The sequence below is a fragment of the Kitasatospora sp. NPDC058115 genome, assembly GCF_042884635.1.
GTDB lineage: Bacteria > Actinomycetota > Actinomycetes > Streptomycetales > Streptomycetaceae > Kitasatospora.
Window position 1 is genome coordinate 245,331 of record NZ_JBHVTL010000001.1, and the last position, 15,363, is coordinate 260,693.

General features: G+C 75.6%; 10 protein-coding genes. 2 read left to right on the forward strand and 8 right to left on the reverse strand.

Annotation, left to right across the window (positions count from 1 at the left end):
- Positions 1–26: 26 nt before the first annotated feature.
- From ACFVVL_RS00850 to eccD, 8 genes are all read right to left on the reverse strand, one after another.
- The gene (locus ACFVVL_RS00850; protein WP_380297861.1) at positions 27–341 is read right to left on the reverse strand and encodes a hypothetical protein; all 315 of its coding nucleotides are present in this window, start codon (positions 339–341) and stop codon (positions 27–29) included.
- Positions 334–777 carry a YbaB/EbfC family nucleoid-associated protein gene (locus tag ACFVVL_RS00855; protein WP_380297859.1) on the reverse strand — a complete coding sequence of 148 codons (444 nt, stop codon included), beginning with the start codon at positions 775–777 and terminating at the stop codon, positions 334–336. Before ACFVVL_RS00855 ends, ACFVVL_RS00850 begins: the two co-directional genes overlap by 8 nt.
- 98 nt (positions 778–875) lie before the next feature.
- Positions 876–3,116, reverse strand: coding sequence for a hypothetical protein (locus ACFVVL_RS00860; protein WP_387670325.1), 2,241 nt, complete (start codon positions 3,114–3,116; stop codon positions 876–878).
- 93 nt (positions 3,117–3,209) lie between these two features.
- Positions 3,210–3,623, reverse strand: a complete 414-nt coding sequence (locus tag ACFVVL_RS00865; RefSeq protein ID WP_380289326.1) for a hypothetical protein — start codon at positions 3,621–3,623, stop codon at positions 3,210–3,212.
- 5 nt (positions 3,624–3,628) lie between these two features.
- Positions 3,629–3,934, reverse strand: coding sequence for a hypothetical protein (locus ACFVVL_RS00870; protein ID WP_380289324.1), 306 nt, complete (start codon positions 3,932–3,934; stop codon positions 3,629–3,631).
- Positions 3,935–3,980: 46 nt separating this feature from the next.
- A complete protein-coding gene (locus tag ACFVVL_RS00875; protein WP_380289322.1) occupies positions 3,981–4,334 on the reverse strand; it encodes a hypothetical protein in 354 nt (117 codons plus the stop codon).
- A gap of 129 nt (positions 4,335–4,463) precedes the next feature.
- A complete protein-coding gene (gene eccB, locus ACFVVL_RS00880) occupies positions 4,464–5,924 on the reverse strand; it encodes a type VII secretion protein EccB (RefSeq protein WP_387670328.1) in 1,461 nt (486 codons plus the stop codon).
- Positions 5,925–6,043: 119 nt separating this feature from the next.
- Entirely contained in the window at positions 6,044–7,417 is a 1,374-nt protein-coding gene (gene eccD, locus ACFVVL_RS00885; RefSeq protein ID WP_387670330.1) for a type VII secretion integral membrane protein EccD, read from the reverse strand.
- A gap of 250 nt (positions 7,418–7,667) precedes the next feature.
- Here eccD and eccCa point away from each other — a divergent pair, with 250 nt between their 5' ends.
- Both eccCa and ACFVVL_RS00895 read left to right on the forward strand, forming a co-directional pair.
- Positions 7,668–11,732: a type VII secretion protein EccCa gene (eccCa, locus tag ACFVVL_RS00890; protein ID WP_387670627.1), complete on the forward strand. Its 4,065-nt coding sequence runs from the start codon at positions 7,668–7,670 to the stop codon at positions 11,730–11,732.
- 117 nt (positions 11,733–11,849) lie between these two features.
- On the forward strand, positions 11,850–14,861 hold the full coding sequence (locus ACFVVL_RS00895) for a hypothetical protein (protein ID WP_387670332.1): 3,012 nt from the start codon (positions 11,850–11,852) through the stop codon (positions 14,859–14,861).
- Positions 14,862–15,363 lie beyond the last annotated feature (502 nt).

Genomic DNA, 15,363 nt, shown 5'->3' on the forward strand with positions numbered 1-15,363 from the left:
GGGTCGGGCCGTCGGCTGCGGGTGGATCAGAAGCCGTTGGCGAGGTCGCGGGCGTGGTCGCCCGCCTTGTCGAGGGTGTCGGCCAGGAGTTCGCCGTTCTCGCCGACCGAGGACAGCGTGCTGCCGATCCGCACGATCAGCTCGTAGAGGTTCTTGGTGCCGTCGTCGACCTGGCCGTGGTACTGCTTGCCGATCTCGTCGTTGCCGCCCACCCGCAGGTTGATCTCGTTGATGTGGGTCGCCTCGGTGTTGAGCTGGGTGACGAAGTCCTTCAGCTCGAAGAACTCGGCGAAGCTCTTCTTGAGCATCGCCGTCTTCGCGGTGGTCCCCGAGTCAGCCACGGAACTCCTCCTGCCGGCCCGGCCTCGCCTTCTTCCTCTCCTCGTCCTCGTGGCCCGGGCGCATCGCCCAGAGCGGTGCGAGGATCTCGTCGAGCTCGCTGCCGCCGGTCATCGACAGCCGCAGCGTCTCGCCGATCCCGTCGAACCGGGAGATGCGCTCGGCGACCTGCCGGCCGACGTCGGCCCGGGCCTCGTTGAGCACGTCGGTGAGGACCTTGGCGAGCTCGGCGGGGGCCATGTCGCGGTAGTCGTTGGTGTGGAAGGTCATCGAGACGACCTGGCCCTGCGAGCCGACCTTGACGGTGACCATGCGGTCCTTGGAGGTGACCGAGCCGGTGAGCTCGTTCATCTCCTGCTGCATGGCCTCGGCCCTGGCCAGCTCGGTCTGCATGTCCGCCATCGCCTGCGCGATCTGGTCCGCGAACGGGTTGCTCATGTGCTGTTCCTCGTCTCCGCTCCTCGGGTGCCGGCCACCGGTGGCCGGGTGTCGCGCCGCCGCCGGGTCGGGCGGGCGGGGCGGCACCCGGCCGGCGGTCAGCGTCCGATGACGCCTTCCACGGCACCGGACTGGGTGCCCCACACTTCCTCGTCCTCCGCCAGCCAGGTGGTCCGGCGGCGGTCCTTCTCGTTGCCCGCGCCACCGGCGCCGCCCATGCCGCCGCCCGGCGGCATCATCGACGGCATCCCGCCGGAGGTGGTGGGCGTCTGCCGGCCGGTCAGGGCGGCCTGCTCCTGGGCCGCGGCGCGGGCGGCCCGCTCGGCGGCGGCGCGCTCGGCGTTGGCCTGGTCGACCGCGGCCTTGGTGGCGGACGGGTCGCCGCCGGCGGCCAGCGCCCGGTTGCTGAGGCCGCCGCCCATGCCGGTGATCATCGGGCTGCCGCCGAGGCCGAGCGAGCCCGCGCCGCCGTAGCCGCCGGAGCCGAGGCCCATCGTGTTGTAGGAGTAGCCGCCGGCGCCGAACTCATTGGGCGTCAGCAGGTCGTCCTCGCCGCTTCCGCTGCCGCTGCTCCCGGCGGAGTAGCGGTCGGCGAGCAGCTGCCGGTACTGCGAGACGGTGTTGCCCTGGCCGTCGCGCAGGATGCCGTCCGGGCCGATGGTGTAGCCGGGGCCGGCCACCATCGGGTTGCCGTTGGAGTCCAGGACGGGGTTGCCGCTCTCGTCGACGATCCGCCCGTCCTTGGTGATCACGGAGGTGGGGGGCACGACCACCGGCCGGTTCGACCCGGTCCCGCCGGGGAGCAGGCTTTCGGGCAGCGGGCCGTTGTTGAGGCCGGGGAAGGGGTTGCCGATCAGGTCGGGGCCGCTGCCCGAACCGGTGCCGCCGCTGCCGAGGTTGGGGCTCGGCGTACTGCCGCTGCCGCTGCCCCCGCTGCCGAGGTTCAGGTTCGGGGTGCTGCCGCCGCCGCTGCCGAGGTTCGGCAGGCTCCCGCCACCGTTGCCGAGGTTGAGGTTCGGTGAGCTGCCGCCGCCGAGGCCGCCGTTCCCCCCGGTGCCGCTCCCGCCGCTGCCGCCGCCGGCGCCGGTGATGTCCTTGATGTCCGGACCACCGGGGATGTCCTTGGTGCCGGGACCGCCGCCGTCCTTGTCGCCCCCGCCGCTGCCGGTGCCGAACTCGTCGATCTTCTTGTTGATCTCGTCGATCTTCTTGTTCGGGTCGTCCGTGCCCCCGTCCTTGGTGGGGTCCTTCGTCGGGTCCTCGGGGGCCTTCGGGTCCGGCATCATCAGCGGGAACGGCTTCAGCGGCCTGGCGGCGTTGGTGATGCCCGCGTAGTGCTGGCCGATCGCGGTCAGCGCCTTGTCGGCCGCGTCGTCCAGGACCTTCACGACCTGGGCGACCCAGATCTCCCGGGCCCGCTTGTCGACCTGCTTCCAGAAGTCGGCCGACGTGGGATCGCCGAACGGCGCCCCGGTCACGGTGATCCGCAGGGAGTTGAGCACGCCGTTGGCCTCGATCTGGCCGTAGGCGTCGGACGCGCCGTTGGCCGGGTCCTCCTTGCTGTGCCAGGTCGGGGTCCGGTCGCTCGAATTCACGATCTTCAGCGTCGCGCCCTTGAGCCCCTCCATCAGCGCCGCGGTGACCGCGTTCGTCGGCCAGGCCAGGGGCGTGTCCCACCAGGCCTTGAAGCCCGTCCACAGCGCCCGGATCTGGGTCTTGAGGGTCTCGTCCACCGGGCGCAGCAGGGCGTCGATCCCGGCCAGGCGGATCATCCTGTTGTCGGCGTCCAGCTCGTTGCGGAACGCCAGCAGCAGGGTCCGCAGGGCGTTCGCCGCGCTGCCCTGCCAGTCGCCGTCCTCCTCCCCGATGCCCCTGACCCACACGGTCTCGATCTTGGAGATCCAGCCGTCGAGGAAGAAGCTGAAGTCCCGGAGGTTGTCGGCGGCCTTGGTGAAGAAGGCCGGGTCGAGCCGGTCGTTGGCCTTGACGGAGCCGTCGTAGAACTGTTCCAGCGGCTTGCGGCTGGCCGTCCACCCGGCGAACTTGGCGCCCGGACCGTCGAGGTTCGGGTACTGCACGCTGGTGCCGACGACGTAGCTGCCGTGCTTCACCGCCGAGCTGCCCCGCTCGCTGTAGGTGAAGTACCAGGCCACCCAGCTGTCGAGCTTCACGTCGGTGCCGTCGCCCGCGACGCCCTGCCAGCCGGCGTGGACCACCTGCTTGCGGACGTCGGTGTTGACCCACGGCTTCTCGTCGTCGACCACGTCCCCGCGCTTGGTCGGAGCCTTGTCGGCCGACGACCCGAGGAAGGTCAGCGCGTCCTCCCAGATGTACACCATGGCATCCCTCTCGCGGCCGTGCCCGACCTGGCGTGGCGCGGGGCCGGCCCGTTCCCGGGCCGGCTCCGCGGTGGTGGCGGGGTCCCCGCCCGGTTACTTCGTGCCGGTTCCGGTGCCGGAGCCGGAGCTCAGGGTCCGGTTCGCCACCTTCATGAACTGTGCGTAGTCCAGCGCGTCGTCGAGCGCGTTGTTCAGGTAGCGGTCGGCGAGCTGGAGGTCGACGACCAGGGTCTCGAACTGCTCGACGACCGTCGTCAGCATCTTGGCGATCGAGTCGTCATAGGCCTTGAGCGTGGTGGCCAGGGTGCCCGGGGCGGTGAAGTTCCCGGAGTTGTTGCCGACCAGCATCGGCGCGGTGCCGTCGGCGAGGGCCTTGAGGTCCCGCACCGGCAGCGCCAGCCCGACCTCCCGGAGGAACACCTTGATGGTCTCCTCCGGGAACTTGGCGAGGAAGCCGTCGGTGATCTTGACGGTCCCGCCGTCGCCCTTCTCGTCGTCGTCCGCCACGCCGGTCAGCCCTTGACGTGGTCGAAGTGGGTGCTGGCCCGCATGTCCGCGTCGTGGATCGCGTCGCGGATCTCGGTGAGCGCGACCTTGGCGCTGTCGATCTTGGCGGTCATCGCCGTGTCGGAGGCCTCCAGCGTCGTCGCGAGGGCGCCCGCCGCGTCCGAGAACGCACCGACGAGCTCGACGCCGATCTTGCTCCGGAGGTACTCCCTGAGGTCCTTCATCTGGGCCTGCATGGTCTTGGAGTGGGCGTCGAGGTCGTTGATCGCGGTGTCGACGCCGGCGTAGTGCAGTGACATGTGCCCGGTCATGGCGGGTTCCCTTCGGTTCGGGTGGTCGGTTCGGCGGACGGCGGGGTCACTTCGGGTTCAGGACGCCCTCGACGTAGTCCGCGGGGCCGCCGCCGCCGTCGCCGAGGCTGTTGCGCGCGACGTTCAGGGTGTGGTCGCCGGTCGCGGTGAAGATCTGGCTGGTGTCGCCGAACTTGCCGTGGAAGGCGTCGTAGTCGCGGCTGACCGCCGCGTACTGGTCCAGCCAGGCGTTGATGTTGTTCTGGAAGGTGGTGCTGGCCGCGCCCTCGAAGCTGTCCTTGATCGCCGTGTTGATGTCCTCGATGTACATGGCGGTGGCCTTCATCGCCTCGTACTTCGCCTCGACCTGGGTCCTGATGTCCTGAAGGGCCTGCTGGCTGACCGTCGTCTGCTGGACCACGTGAGTACCTCCTCGGTGCCGCCGGCCGCTGCCGGCCGGCGCGATTCGCCGCGGGCCGGCCGGACCGGCCCGCCAGGGTGAACGGGACGGCTCCGCCGGGTGGTTCACCCCCCGCGGAGCCGGGCCGGCTCAGCGCGTGCAGCGCCCCTCGCCGGTGACCGCGGGCTGCACGATGCCGCCCGCGAGCGGCGCCGGGTCGAGGCTGGGCCCGGTGGGCAGCAGCGACAGCACCCGCCCGGGCACCGCCGTCGGCGCGGTCTTGGCGTAGCCGAGCCGTTCGGCCACCGCCGGCGAGGCGAGCGGGTACTTCACGCCGGTGTCGGTGACCAGGTACAGCGTGCTGCCGAAGCCCGCCCCGGACACCGCGCGGACCAGGGCGCCGCCGCCCGGGCGCACCGCGATCCGGTCGGCCGGGGTGCAGCTGGGCAGCACGCCGGGCTGGAGCACCGGGGGCAGGCCGAGGACGGGCGCGGCGTCCAGCACGGACACGTCCAGGTCGCCGCCGTCGGAGGCCGGGCGGAGCGCCGCACACAGGGCCTGTTCGGACCGGGGCGCCAGCAGCGTCGGCGGGCGGCCGGGCAGGCCCTCGGGGGCGAAGGCCGCCGCCGCGGAGGCCGGCGCGGCGTGCGCGGCGAGGTCGGCCGCGCCGACCGGGCCGGGCGTCACCTGGCCGCTGCCGTAGGCCTCCTGCTGGGTCCGGGCATCGCCCTGCAGCAGGGCGAACTGGGTGGCGGAGACGGCCACCAGGCCCTGTTCCGCGAGCAGGTACCGCTCCTCGCCGGTGCCGGTGAACAGCTGGCCGACCCGGGTGGGCCGGCCGGAGAGCGCCGGACCGTCCTTGCCCCGGCCCGGCACGTCCGGCGCGCGCAGTTCCGGCCCGGCCGGGAAGGCGGCCAGGAAGGAGGCGGTGACCGGGGTGGGCACGGCGGCGGACCAGCCGAGCGCCCGCACCGCGCCGCCCGCCGCGTCCGCCGTGAACCGGCGACCGTGCCAGAGCAGGTGGACGGCGCCGTCCGGGCCGCTCACCAGGACGCCCTGGTCACCGGCCGGGCGGCCGGTCCGGCCGGTGCCGATCGCGACCGAGAGCTGCGGTGCGGGCCTGGCCGCCGCGGACCCGGCGCTCGTGGCGCGGATCGTGCAGAGCAGCCAGTCGGCGCCGGCCGCGGCCGTGGCCGTGGGCAGGCCGTCGGGCGCGCCGACGATGCCGACCGGGGTGCCGCGCGGGGCGCCGTCCAGCGAGCGGGCCGACACCTGGTCGACCTTCAACTGGCCGCCGGCGAGCAGCCGGGCGCTGGCCTCGTTGAGGACGGGGTGCAGCAGGCCCTGGGCGTAGACGTAGCGGGCGCCGCTCTCCTTGACCACCACCAGGGTGCCGGACTGCTTCCAGCCGCTCGCGCCGCCGGGCCTGATCAGGCCGTAGACGCCGGCCCCGGCGCCGATCAGCAGGGCGACGGCCAGGCCGATCGCGGCGCCGCGGTTGGTCCGGCCCACGGGGGTGTCGGGGGCGTCCGGCTCGGCGCGCAGGACGCCGGCGGCGACCCGGCTCATCACGAACAGGTGGGCCTGCACCTGGTCGCGTCGGGACTGCATGGCGGTGGTCCTCCTGGGTGCGGGTGCTCGGTCCGGCGGTTCGGTGGTCCGGCGCAGCGGGACGGGGCCGAGGGCGGGGGCGGGGCGGAGCGGGGCCGGGGGCGGCGCCGGGGCGGGGCTCAGCCCGCCAGGCCGCGCATCGTCGCGTAGAAGCCGAACACCTGGAGCGCGAGCGGCAGCAGGGCGAGCGCGGCGAGCGAGTGCAGCAGGTCCCCGGCCCGGCCCCAGTAGGGCAGCAGCCGGCGGCCGGGGACCGTCCAGGCCGCCACGCAGAGCCCGGTCGCGGCGGCGAGCATCACCACGAACACGACGAGCCGCGAACCGGGCGCGGCGTCCCAGCCGGTGCGCGCGACCAGCAGCGCGAGACCGATCGCACCCGGCAGCAGCAGGGCGAGCCGCTGGCGCAGCCCGCCGATGTCCCGGGCGTGCAACAGCAGCAGCACCGCGAGGTCGGCGGCCATCGTCGTCGGGCCCCAGCCGCCGTCCCGGGCCAGTGCCAGCAGGGCGAGCGTGACCGCGCAGGCGGTGCCGACCGCGATGAAGAACCCGGCCAGGAAGCTGTCCGCGACCAGGCTGCGGGCGAGCACGTCCTCGGCCGGGAACGGCTCGATCTCCTCCTGGAGTTCGTCGGCGTTGCGGGGCAGCGCGGGCAGCCGCAGGCCGGCCAGCTTGAACGCCAGGCCGGGCACGAAGGCGCCGAACAGCACCGCGACGGCGGCCACCGCCGCCGCGATGTGGGTCGTCGGCGCCCCGGAGGCGGCGAGCGCCCCGGCGCCGAGGGTGAGCGAGGACGTCACCAGGAGCCCGGCGAAGAACGGTCCGGAGCCGACCAGCGCCAGTGCCAGCACCGTGGCGCCGACCGCCGCCGAGCCGCCCGCGAGCAGCCGGGCCGGGCCGGTGACGCCGGGGACCAGCGCGGCGGCCGCCGCCGCGTGGAGCACACCGACGGCGGCCAGCGCCGTGCCCGCCGTCGGGTCGTCGAGCAGCCGGGCCGCCGCCGTCCCCCCGGCCAGCAGCAGCACCGCGGCGACCGCCGCCGCGGCGCAGCGCGGGCCCTCCGGTCCGGGCAGGGCGAGCAGCAGCAGGCCGCCGGCCAGCGTGGCGACGGCGAGGGCGAGCGCGAGGCGCCGGGTGGCGGCGGGCCGCCAGGAGTCGCCGCGGGCCGCGGTGCCGCTGCGCACGCCGTCCACCAGGTCGTCGAAGTGCACCTCGGGCAGCGCCGCGCGGCCCGGGCGCAGGAACAGCTCCTCACCGTCGGTCAGCCCGAGTTCCTCAAGGGTCCGTTCCTCGTCGAGGGGTGCGGCCCCGAGGCGCTGGAGGACCCAGCCGGAGTGCTCGGTGCCGCTCTCCGCGACCTCGGGGCCGGCGTAGCCGAGGACGGCCGGCAGCAGGTCGGCGAGGACGACGTCGCCGGGCAGGGCGAGTTCGAAGGCGGCGCCGGGGGCGCGGAACCTCAGCCGTACCAGTCCTGTCGCCGCCGTGGTGGTGCTCACCTGTCGCGTCCTCCCGTGGAATCGGCCTGCCGGTTCTCCCGTCCCACAGGTACGGCCCGCGGCGTGCCGCCGGTTCACCCGTCCCCCGGGGCGCGGTGAACCGACGGGGTCCCGCGGGCCGTAGGCCCGAGTGCGGTGCGACCCGAGCCGTCGGGCCCGCCGCCACCGGCGCCGGCGGCGGCGCCGCGAGAGGAGAGCCCCCTTGAGCGTGGTCCTGGTCGATCGTCCGCCCCGGCGCCCCGGACCGGCGATGCCGGACGGCGAGCTGCAGTTGCAGGAACCGCCGGTGCTCCCGGAGCAGCAGAGCGGCATGTCCAACATGATCGCCATGGCGCCGATGGCGCTGAGCTCGCTCTCGATGGTGATGATCTTCCTCAACCCGCAGTCCGGCGGCGGGCCGCTCACCTACGTGGCGATGGGCATGATGGGCCTGTCGGCCGTCGGCATGCTGGTGACCCAGCTGATCCGCGGCGCCAGCGACCGCAAGCGCCAGCTGCGCGGCGAACGCCGCGACTACCTGCGCTACCTCTCCCAGGTGCGCCGCCAGGTCCGCCGCCACATCGTGAACCAGCGCCTGGCCCTCGCCTGGCGCCACCCCGCGCCGGACGCGCTCGGCACGCTGGTGCGGACCTCGCGGCTGTGGGAGCGGCGGGCGGCCCACCCGGACTTCGGCGACGTGCGGATCGCCACCGGCGCCCAGCGCCTCGCGGTCAAGCTGGCCCCGCTGTCCACCCAGCCGGTCGAGGACCTGGAACCGCTGTGCGCGCACGCGCTGCGCCGCTTCATCCACGCCTACGGCTCGATCGCCGACCAGCCGATCGCCGTCCACGTGCGCGGCTACGCACACATCCTGCTGCGCTGCGAGCACCCCGCGCCGCCGGCCGACCCGGCGGACGGCGAGGAGCCGGACGTCCCGCCCGCACCCGCCGGGACGGAGCCCGCCGAGGCCGCCGACCCCGGCCCGGCCCGCGCGCTGGCCCGGGCGATGATCGCCCAGCTCGCGTTCTTCCACGCCCCCGACGAGCTGCGCATCGCGGCCGCCGTCGCCCCCGGGCTGCGCGAGGAGTGGACCTGGCTGAAGTGGCTGCCGCACGCCCTGCATCCCACCGAGACGGACGGCGCCGGCCCGGTGCGCCTGGTCGCCGACTCGCTGCTGGAGCTGGAGCAGGTGCTGGGCCCGGAGTTCTCCGACCGCCCGCCCTTCGAACCGGAGACCCAGCCCGGCCGGGACGAACCGTTCACCCTGATCGTGCTGGACGGCGTCAAGCTGCCCGCCGGCAGCCGCGCCCTGCTGGCCGGCTACCGCAACGCCGTGCTGCTGGACGTCTCCGGGGCGGTGGAGTGGAAGCACGCGCCGTTCCGGATGCGGCTGCGGATCACCGGCGACCGGCTGGACCTCGTGACCGCCGACCGCAACCGGCGCGACGAGATCACCCCGCTCGGCCGCCCGGACGCCCTGAGCACCCCGGCCGCCCGCCGCTACGCGACCACGCTCGCCCCGTACCGGCTCGGCGACGCGATGGACGTCTCGGAGCCGCTCAGCACCGACTTCGACCTGACCTCGCTGCTGGGCGTCAACGACCTGTACCAGCACGACATCGCCCGCAGCTGGGCCGAGCGTCCGCGCGGGCGGCGGCTGCGGGTGCCGATCGGCGTCGGCGCGGACGGCAAGCCGGTGGAACTCGACATCAAGGAGTCCGCGCAGGGCGGCATGGGCCCGCACGGCATGCTGATCGGCGCCACCGGCTCCGGGAAGTCCGAGCTGCTGCGCACGCTGGTGCTGGCGCTCGCGCTCACCCACTCCTCGGAGACGCTCAACTTCGTCCTGGTCGACTTCAAGGGCGGCGCCACCTTCCTCGGACTGGACGCGCTCCCGCACACCTCCGCGGTGATCACCAACCTCGCCGACGAGGCCGCCCTGGTCGACCGGATGCGCGACGCCCTGCACGGCGAGCTGAACCGCCGCCAGGAGCTGCTGCGCGCGGCCGGCAACTACAGCTCGCTGCTGGACTACGAGACGGCCCGGGCCGGCGGCGCCCAGCTCGACCCGCTGCCGACGCTCTTCGTGGTGGTCGACGAGTTCAGCGAACTGCTCACCGCGCACCGCGACTTCATGGAGCTGTTCATCATGATCGGCCGGCTCGGCCGCTCGCTGGGGGTGCACCTGCTGCTCGCCTCGCAGCGCCTGGACGAGGGCCGGATGCACGCGCTGGAGTCCCACCTCTCCTACCGGATCGGCCTGCGCACCTTCTCCGCCATGGAGAGCCGCGGCGTGCTCGGCGTGCCCGACGCCTACCAGCTGCCCTCCCAGCCCGGCAACGGCATCCTGCGCAGCGACATCGCCACGCTCACCCGCTTCAAGGCCGCCTACGTCTCCGGCCCCTACCGCCGCCGGCGGGGCGCCGTCCAGCAGGCGGCCGTGGCCGGGCAGATCGTCGCGTACGGAACCGAGTACATCGCGCCGCGCGACCCCGACCCGGAGGTGCTGGCCGCCGAGGAGGCCCGGGAGGCCGCCGAGGAGGACGCCCCGAACCTGCTGGACCTGGCCGCCGCGCGGATGCTCGACGCCGGTCCGCCCGCCCACCGGGTCTGGCTGCCGCCGCTGGACACCCCGCCCACCCTGGACGAGCTGCTGCCGCCGCTGACCCCCGGGCCCCGGCACGGCCTGGCCCCCGACGGCCGCCCGGCCGTCGGCACGCTGACCGTCCCGGTGGGTGTGGTGGACCGCCCGTTCCAGCAGATGCGCGAACTGCTCACCGCCGACCTGTCGGCCGCCGGCGGTCACGTCGGCGTCGCGGGCGGCCCGCAGAGCGGGAAGAGCACCCTGCTGCGGGCCCTGATCACCGCCCTGGCGCTCACCCACACCCCGCAGGAGGTCCAGTTCTACTGCCTGGACTTCGGCGGCGGAACGCTCTCCTCGCTGCGCGGGCTGCCGCACGTCGGCGGCGTCACCGGGCGCCACGACCCGGAGCGGATCGGGCGCACCGTCGCCGAGGTCAACGGCATCATCGCGCGCCGCGAGGTGCGCTTCGCGCAGCTGGGCGTCGACTCGATGGCGACCTTCCGCCGCCGCAGGGCCGCCGGCGACCCGGAGCTCGCCGACGACCGCCACGGCGACGTCTTCCTGGTCATCGACGGCTGGGGCACCCTGCGCCAGGAGTTCATGGACCTGGTGACCGCGCTGGCCCCGATCGCCGCCCGCGGCCTCAACTACGGCGTGCACCTCGTCGTCTCGGCGGCCCGCTGGGGCGAGATCACCGCCGGTGTGCGCGACCAGTTCGGCACCCGCTTCGAGCTGCGCCTGGGCGACCCCATCGACTCCATGATCAACATGCGCGCCGCCGAGACCGTCCCGCACAGCCCCGGCCGCGGCCTCACCAAGGAGCGGCTGCACTTCCTCGGCGCCCTCCCCCGGATCGACGGCCAGGGGGAGTCCGACGACCTCGCCGACGGCATCGCCGACCTCGTCGACGCCGTCAACGAGCACTGGAGCGGCCCGCGCGCACCCGAGGTGCGGATGCTGCCGCTGCTGCTGGACGCCGCCTCGCTGCCCGCGCCCGAGGGCCGGCTGCGGGTCGCCCTCGGCCTGGAGGACACCGCGATCGCGCCGCTCTGGCACGACTTCGAGGAGTCGCCCCACCTGCTGGTGGTCGGCGACAGCGAGAGCGGCAAGACCAACCTGCTGCGCCTGCTGATCGCCGGGATCACCTCCGCCTACACCCCCGCGCAGGCCCGGATCATGCTCGTCGACTTCCGGCGCGGGCTCTACGAGAGCGTGCCGGAGGAGTACCGGCTCGGCTACGCCGTCTCCGTGGACGTGCTGCGGCAGGTCGTCACCGGCGCGGCCCGCGCCATGGAGGCCCGGCTGCCCGGCGAGGAGATCAGCCCGGCCAGGATGCGGCTGCGCGACTGGTGGACCGGGCCGGAGCTGTTCGTCGTCGTCGACGACTACGACCTCGTCCCCGGCGCGGCGGGCCCCGGCCCGTTCGGCCCGCTCCTCGAACACCTGGCGCAGGGCACCGAACTCGGCCTGCACCTGATCGTCGCCCGTTCGGCGAACGGCATCGGCCGGTCCTACAGCGACCAGCTGCTGCGTCGGCTCCAGGACGTCAACACGCCGATCACGCTGCTGTCCTGCCCGCCCAGCGAGGGCACGCTGTTCGGCAGCGTCAAGCCCCGGGTGCTGCCGCCCGGCCGGGGCCTGCACATCACCCGGCGCCGGACGGTGCAGGTGCAGACCGGGCTGATGCCGGAGCCCGAGCCGGAGCCGGAGGCCGGGGCCGAGCCGGAGGCGGCCGGGGCGGCGGGGGCCTGACGGGACGGGCGCGCGGGCGGGGGTTCGGCGGGTCGCGCGGCGGGGGTTCGGCGGGTCGCGCGGCGGGGTTCGGCGGGCGGTGAACCGGGGGCGCGGTGGGGGCCGTAGTCCAGGACGATGAGCCTCTCCCGCACCGGTGCGCGCTCCGGCGAGCCCGCGCCCCCGGCCGAGCCCCGCCGCCGCTTCGGATTCCGGCGCGGGCCGCAGCACGCGCTGCCCGCCGGGCCCCCGCCCGCCGAGGTGCCCGCGCCCGCGCCCGCGCCCGGACCGGCCCGGCCCGCGCTGCCGGCCACCGTGTCCGGCAACGGGTCCGGCGTCGGGTCGGCCACCGCACCCGCCGTCGCGCCGGGCCCGGGCCCGTCGGTGCTCCGCGCGCTCGGGCCCCACTTCGTGATCGCGGCGTCCACCGCCCGCGAGGACGAGCTGACCGCGGCGATCGGCGCCCTGCGGCCCGTCCCGGACGCCGTCGTCGTGGTCGCCGCCGCCCCCGACTCGGCCAAGGTGCTGCGCGACCGGATGGCCGACCTCGGGGTGATCGCCCGCGCCCGCGGCGCCGCCCACCTGGTGCTCGCCGCCTCCGGGCTGGCCGCCCTCGCACCCAACGGCCGCCGGCCCGCCGAGGTGGTCGCCGAACGCGCGGGCGTGCCGGTCGTCGCCCCGGACGGTCTGGTGGAGATCACCCCGGCCGGCAACCTCAAGGTCACCGACCCGGCGGGCGCGGTCGAGGCGTCCTCGTGGTGGCGGTGCGAGGCGGGCCAGGCGCCCCGCCGACTGCACAGCACCCTGGGCACCGCCGCCCCGGTCGAGGCACCGCCCGGCCCCGCCCCGGCCGGCGTGGCCCCCGTCGCCCCCACGCCCGCTCCGGCCTCCGCGGCCGCTGCGCACTCCGCGGCCGCCGTCAGGGGCCGGGCCGAGGCCGTACGGGTCCTGCGGCTGCCCGCCGGCTTCTGGCTCACGGACCCGGCCGACCCGTCCACCGCACCGCTGCCCGGCCTCCGGCTGGCCGCCGCGCCGCCCGGCAACGCCGTGGTCCTCATCGGCACCCCGGCCCGGCCGGTCCTGCTGCCCGAGGACTTCACCGAGGCCGTGCTCGCCCTGCCGCTCGGCACCGACCGCCCCCTGGTCAGCGCCCCCTGGGCGGCCCCCGACCAACTCGCCGCGCTCAGCGGAGCACTGGCCGCCCGCACGGCCCGGCCGGTGCAGGCCGCCATCGGCCTGCCCGTGCTCGGCCCCGGCGGCCCCACCTCCCGCGTCCTGGACCGCGACGGCCGGGCGGGCTGGGAGCCGTTCCTGCTGCGTCTGGCCACCGCCCCCGGCGCCCCCACCAGCCCCGCCGCCTGGCGCAACGGCGGCGCCGACTGGCGGACCGACGGGCCGGCCGTGTTCCGGGCGTTCCCGTACTGGGCGCTGGAGGCCGTCCCCGCCGGACTCTGGCTGCGCCCCGAACCCCCGCACGTGCTCACCCCGCGCTTCCGGCGCCCCGAGGCGGCCCGCCCGCTGCTGATCGTCGGCGAGCGCGACCGCCCGGTGCCGGCCGACACCTTCGAGGAACTCGGCGCCCTGCTCGACCGGCTCCCGGCGGCCGGCGCGGAGGGCTTCGGCCTGCTGGTGCACGGGCTGCTGGAGCCCGCCGCCGAACGCGTCGGCCGCTTCGTCGCGCGGATGCACGAGCTGGAGTGGCTCGGCACCGAACAGCCGCTGAACGGGCCGCCCGCCGTGGCCGCGGTCTCGTACGGCATCGGCCGGCCGACCGCCGCCCCGACGCGCCCCGCTCCGATGGCCGCCCCGACGCTCCCTGCCCCGACGCTCCCCGCCGCGATGCGCCCCGCTCCGGCCGCCCTCCCCGAGGCCCGCACCGAGGGGCGCACCGAACTCCCGGCCCCGCACCGGGTGCCGCCCGTGCCGGAGGCCGAAGCCGAGCCGCCGGTGCGCCATCAGGTGCCCGCCGTCCCCGAGCCCCAGGCCGAACCCCAGGCCGAGCCCGACGCCGAGCCCGAGCCCCGGGCCGAGCCCGAACCCGCGCCGCGGCCGGTCCCGCTGCCCACGCCCGTCCGGGCCACCGCCGCCCCCGCCACCGGCAGCACCGCCGATGCCACCCCGGCACCCCGTCGGACGCCCGCGGCCGCCCATGCCGTCGCCACCGCCGGCGGGGGCACCGTCGGCGGCGAATCCCGTCCCTTCCGCACCCCGGAGGTGCCCCCGGCGGCCCCGGCTCCTCCGGTTCCTCCAGCACCTCCGGTCGAGCCCGCCGAGGCGCCCGAGCCCCTCCCTTCCCCGTCCCCTGCCCCGGCTCCGCCGCCTCCGCCGGTTCCCTCCCCGACCGCCCGCGTGTTCGGCCCCGACGACGGCCCCGCACCGGTGACCGCGACCGGCGCCGCCGAACGCGACGCCGTCCGGACCCTGCTCGGCGACCACTACCACCGCTGCACCGGGCGCCTCGAACAGCTCGCCACCCGGCTCCCCGGTCTGCGCTCCACCGCCCACGACGACTTCAAGCCCGATCTGGCCGCCGTCCTGCTCCACCACACCGACACCGGCGTCCCCACCACCCGCGCCGGCCTCGTCGCCGCCGCACGGTCCGGCGACGAGGCCCTGCAACCGTTCCTGCGCTGCCTCGGTGCCGGCCTGCGCCGCCTCCCGAGCCACCACGGTGCCGTCCTGCTCGGGGCCGATGCGGCGCTGGACCCGGAGTCGGTCCTCTCCCACTACCCCACCGGCCGTCAGTTCCGCGAACCCGCACCCCTGGCCGGCCTGACCGCCCCGGGCTCCGAAATCCCCGGCTCCTCGGTCGAGTTCCTCATCTGGTCGGCGACCGGCCGACGCACCTCCGTCTTCGACTCCACCGACAGCCCGCCCCAGGCCGCATTCCCCCCGGAAACCGCGTTCACCGTGGTCGGCGTGGTCCCCTCCGACGGCGACCGCCCGCCCTGCGTCCTCCTCCGCGAATCGGGCGGCGACCCGTCCGAACGCAACCGCAACGCCCTCTCCCGCCTCCGCGCCTGGCTGGAACGCCGCGCCGCCATGCCCCCGGCCGAACGCCCCCGCGCGGACTCCCCCGCCCGATTCCACCTCACCCCGGGCCTCGCCCTCACCACCCCCGAGCCGCCCGAGGATCCCGACCCGCAGTGACGCCGGCCCGCTCGTCGGCCGGCGTCCCCCCTCCTCCCCCCCACAACCGCCCCATGCCACCTGGCGACACGACATCGGGCCGCCCTCGCAAGCCTTCACCACGAGTGCGGCCGCCGGGTCGGCCGGCCTTCACCCGCTCAAGAGGCGACGGGCCTCCGACGAGGCCCTGACCAACCCTTAGGCCGACCAGCCACAGCCGCCGAACGCCACCTCGCCCTACCGGCCGACCACCCGCCCGGAAGCCGTCACCACCAGGGCGACCGGGCCCGCCGCCACCGCCGGGGCGGCGGGCATGGCGGCCACGGGTGCCGCCAGTTCCCCACCTGCCCAAGCAGCCAACCGCCCTGCCTCAGATACCGTCACCACCGCCAGAAGAGCGAGCACGACGGCCAGCCCCACCGCCACCCACTCAACCAGCCAAGCGCCCAAGCCTCGGACGCCATCCCCTCCGCCAGGAGAGCAAGCGCGGCGGCAACCCCCCACCGACTCCCCACCCCGGCCA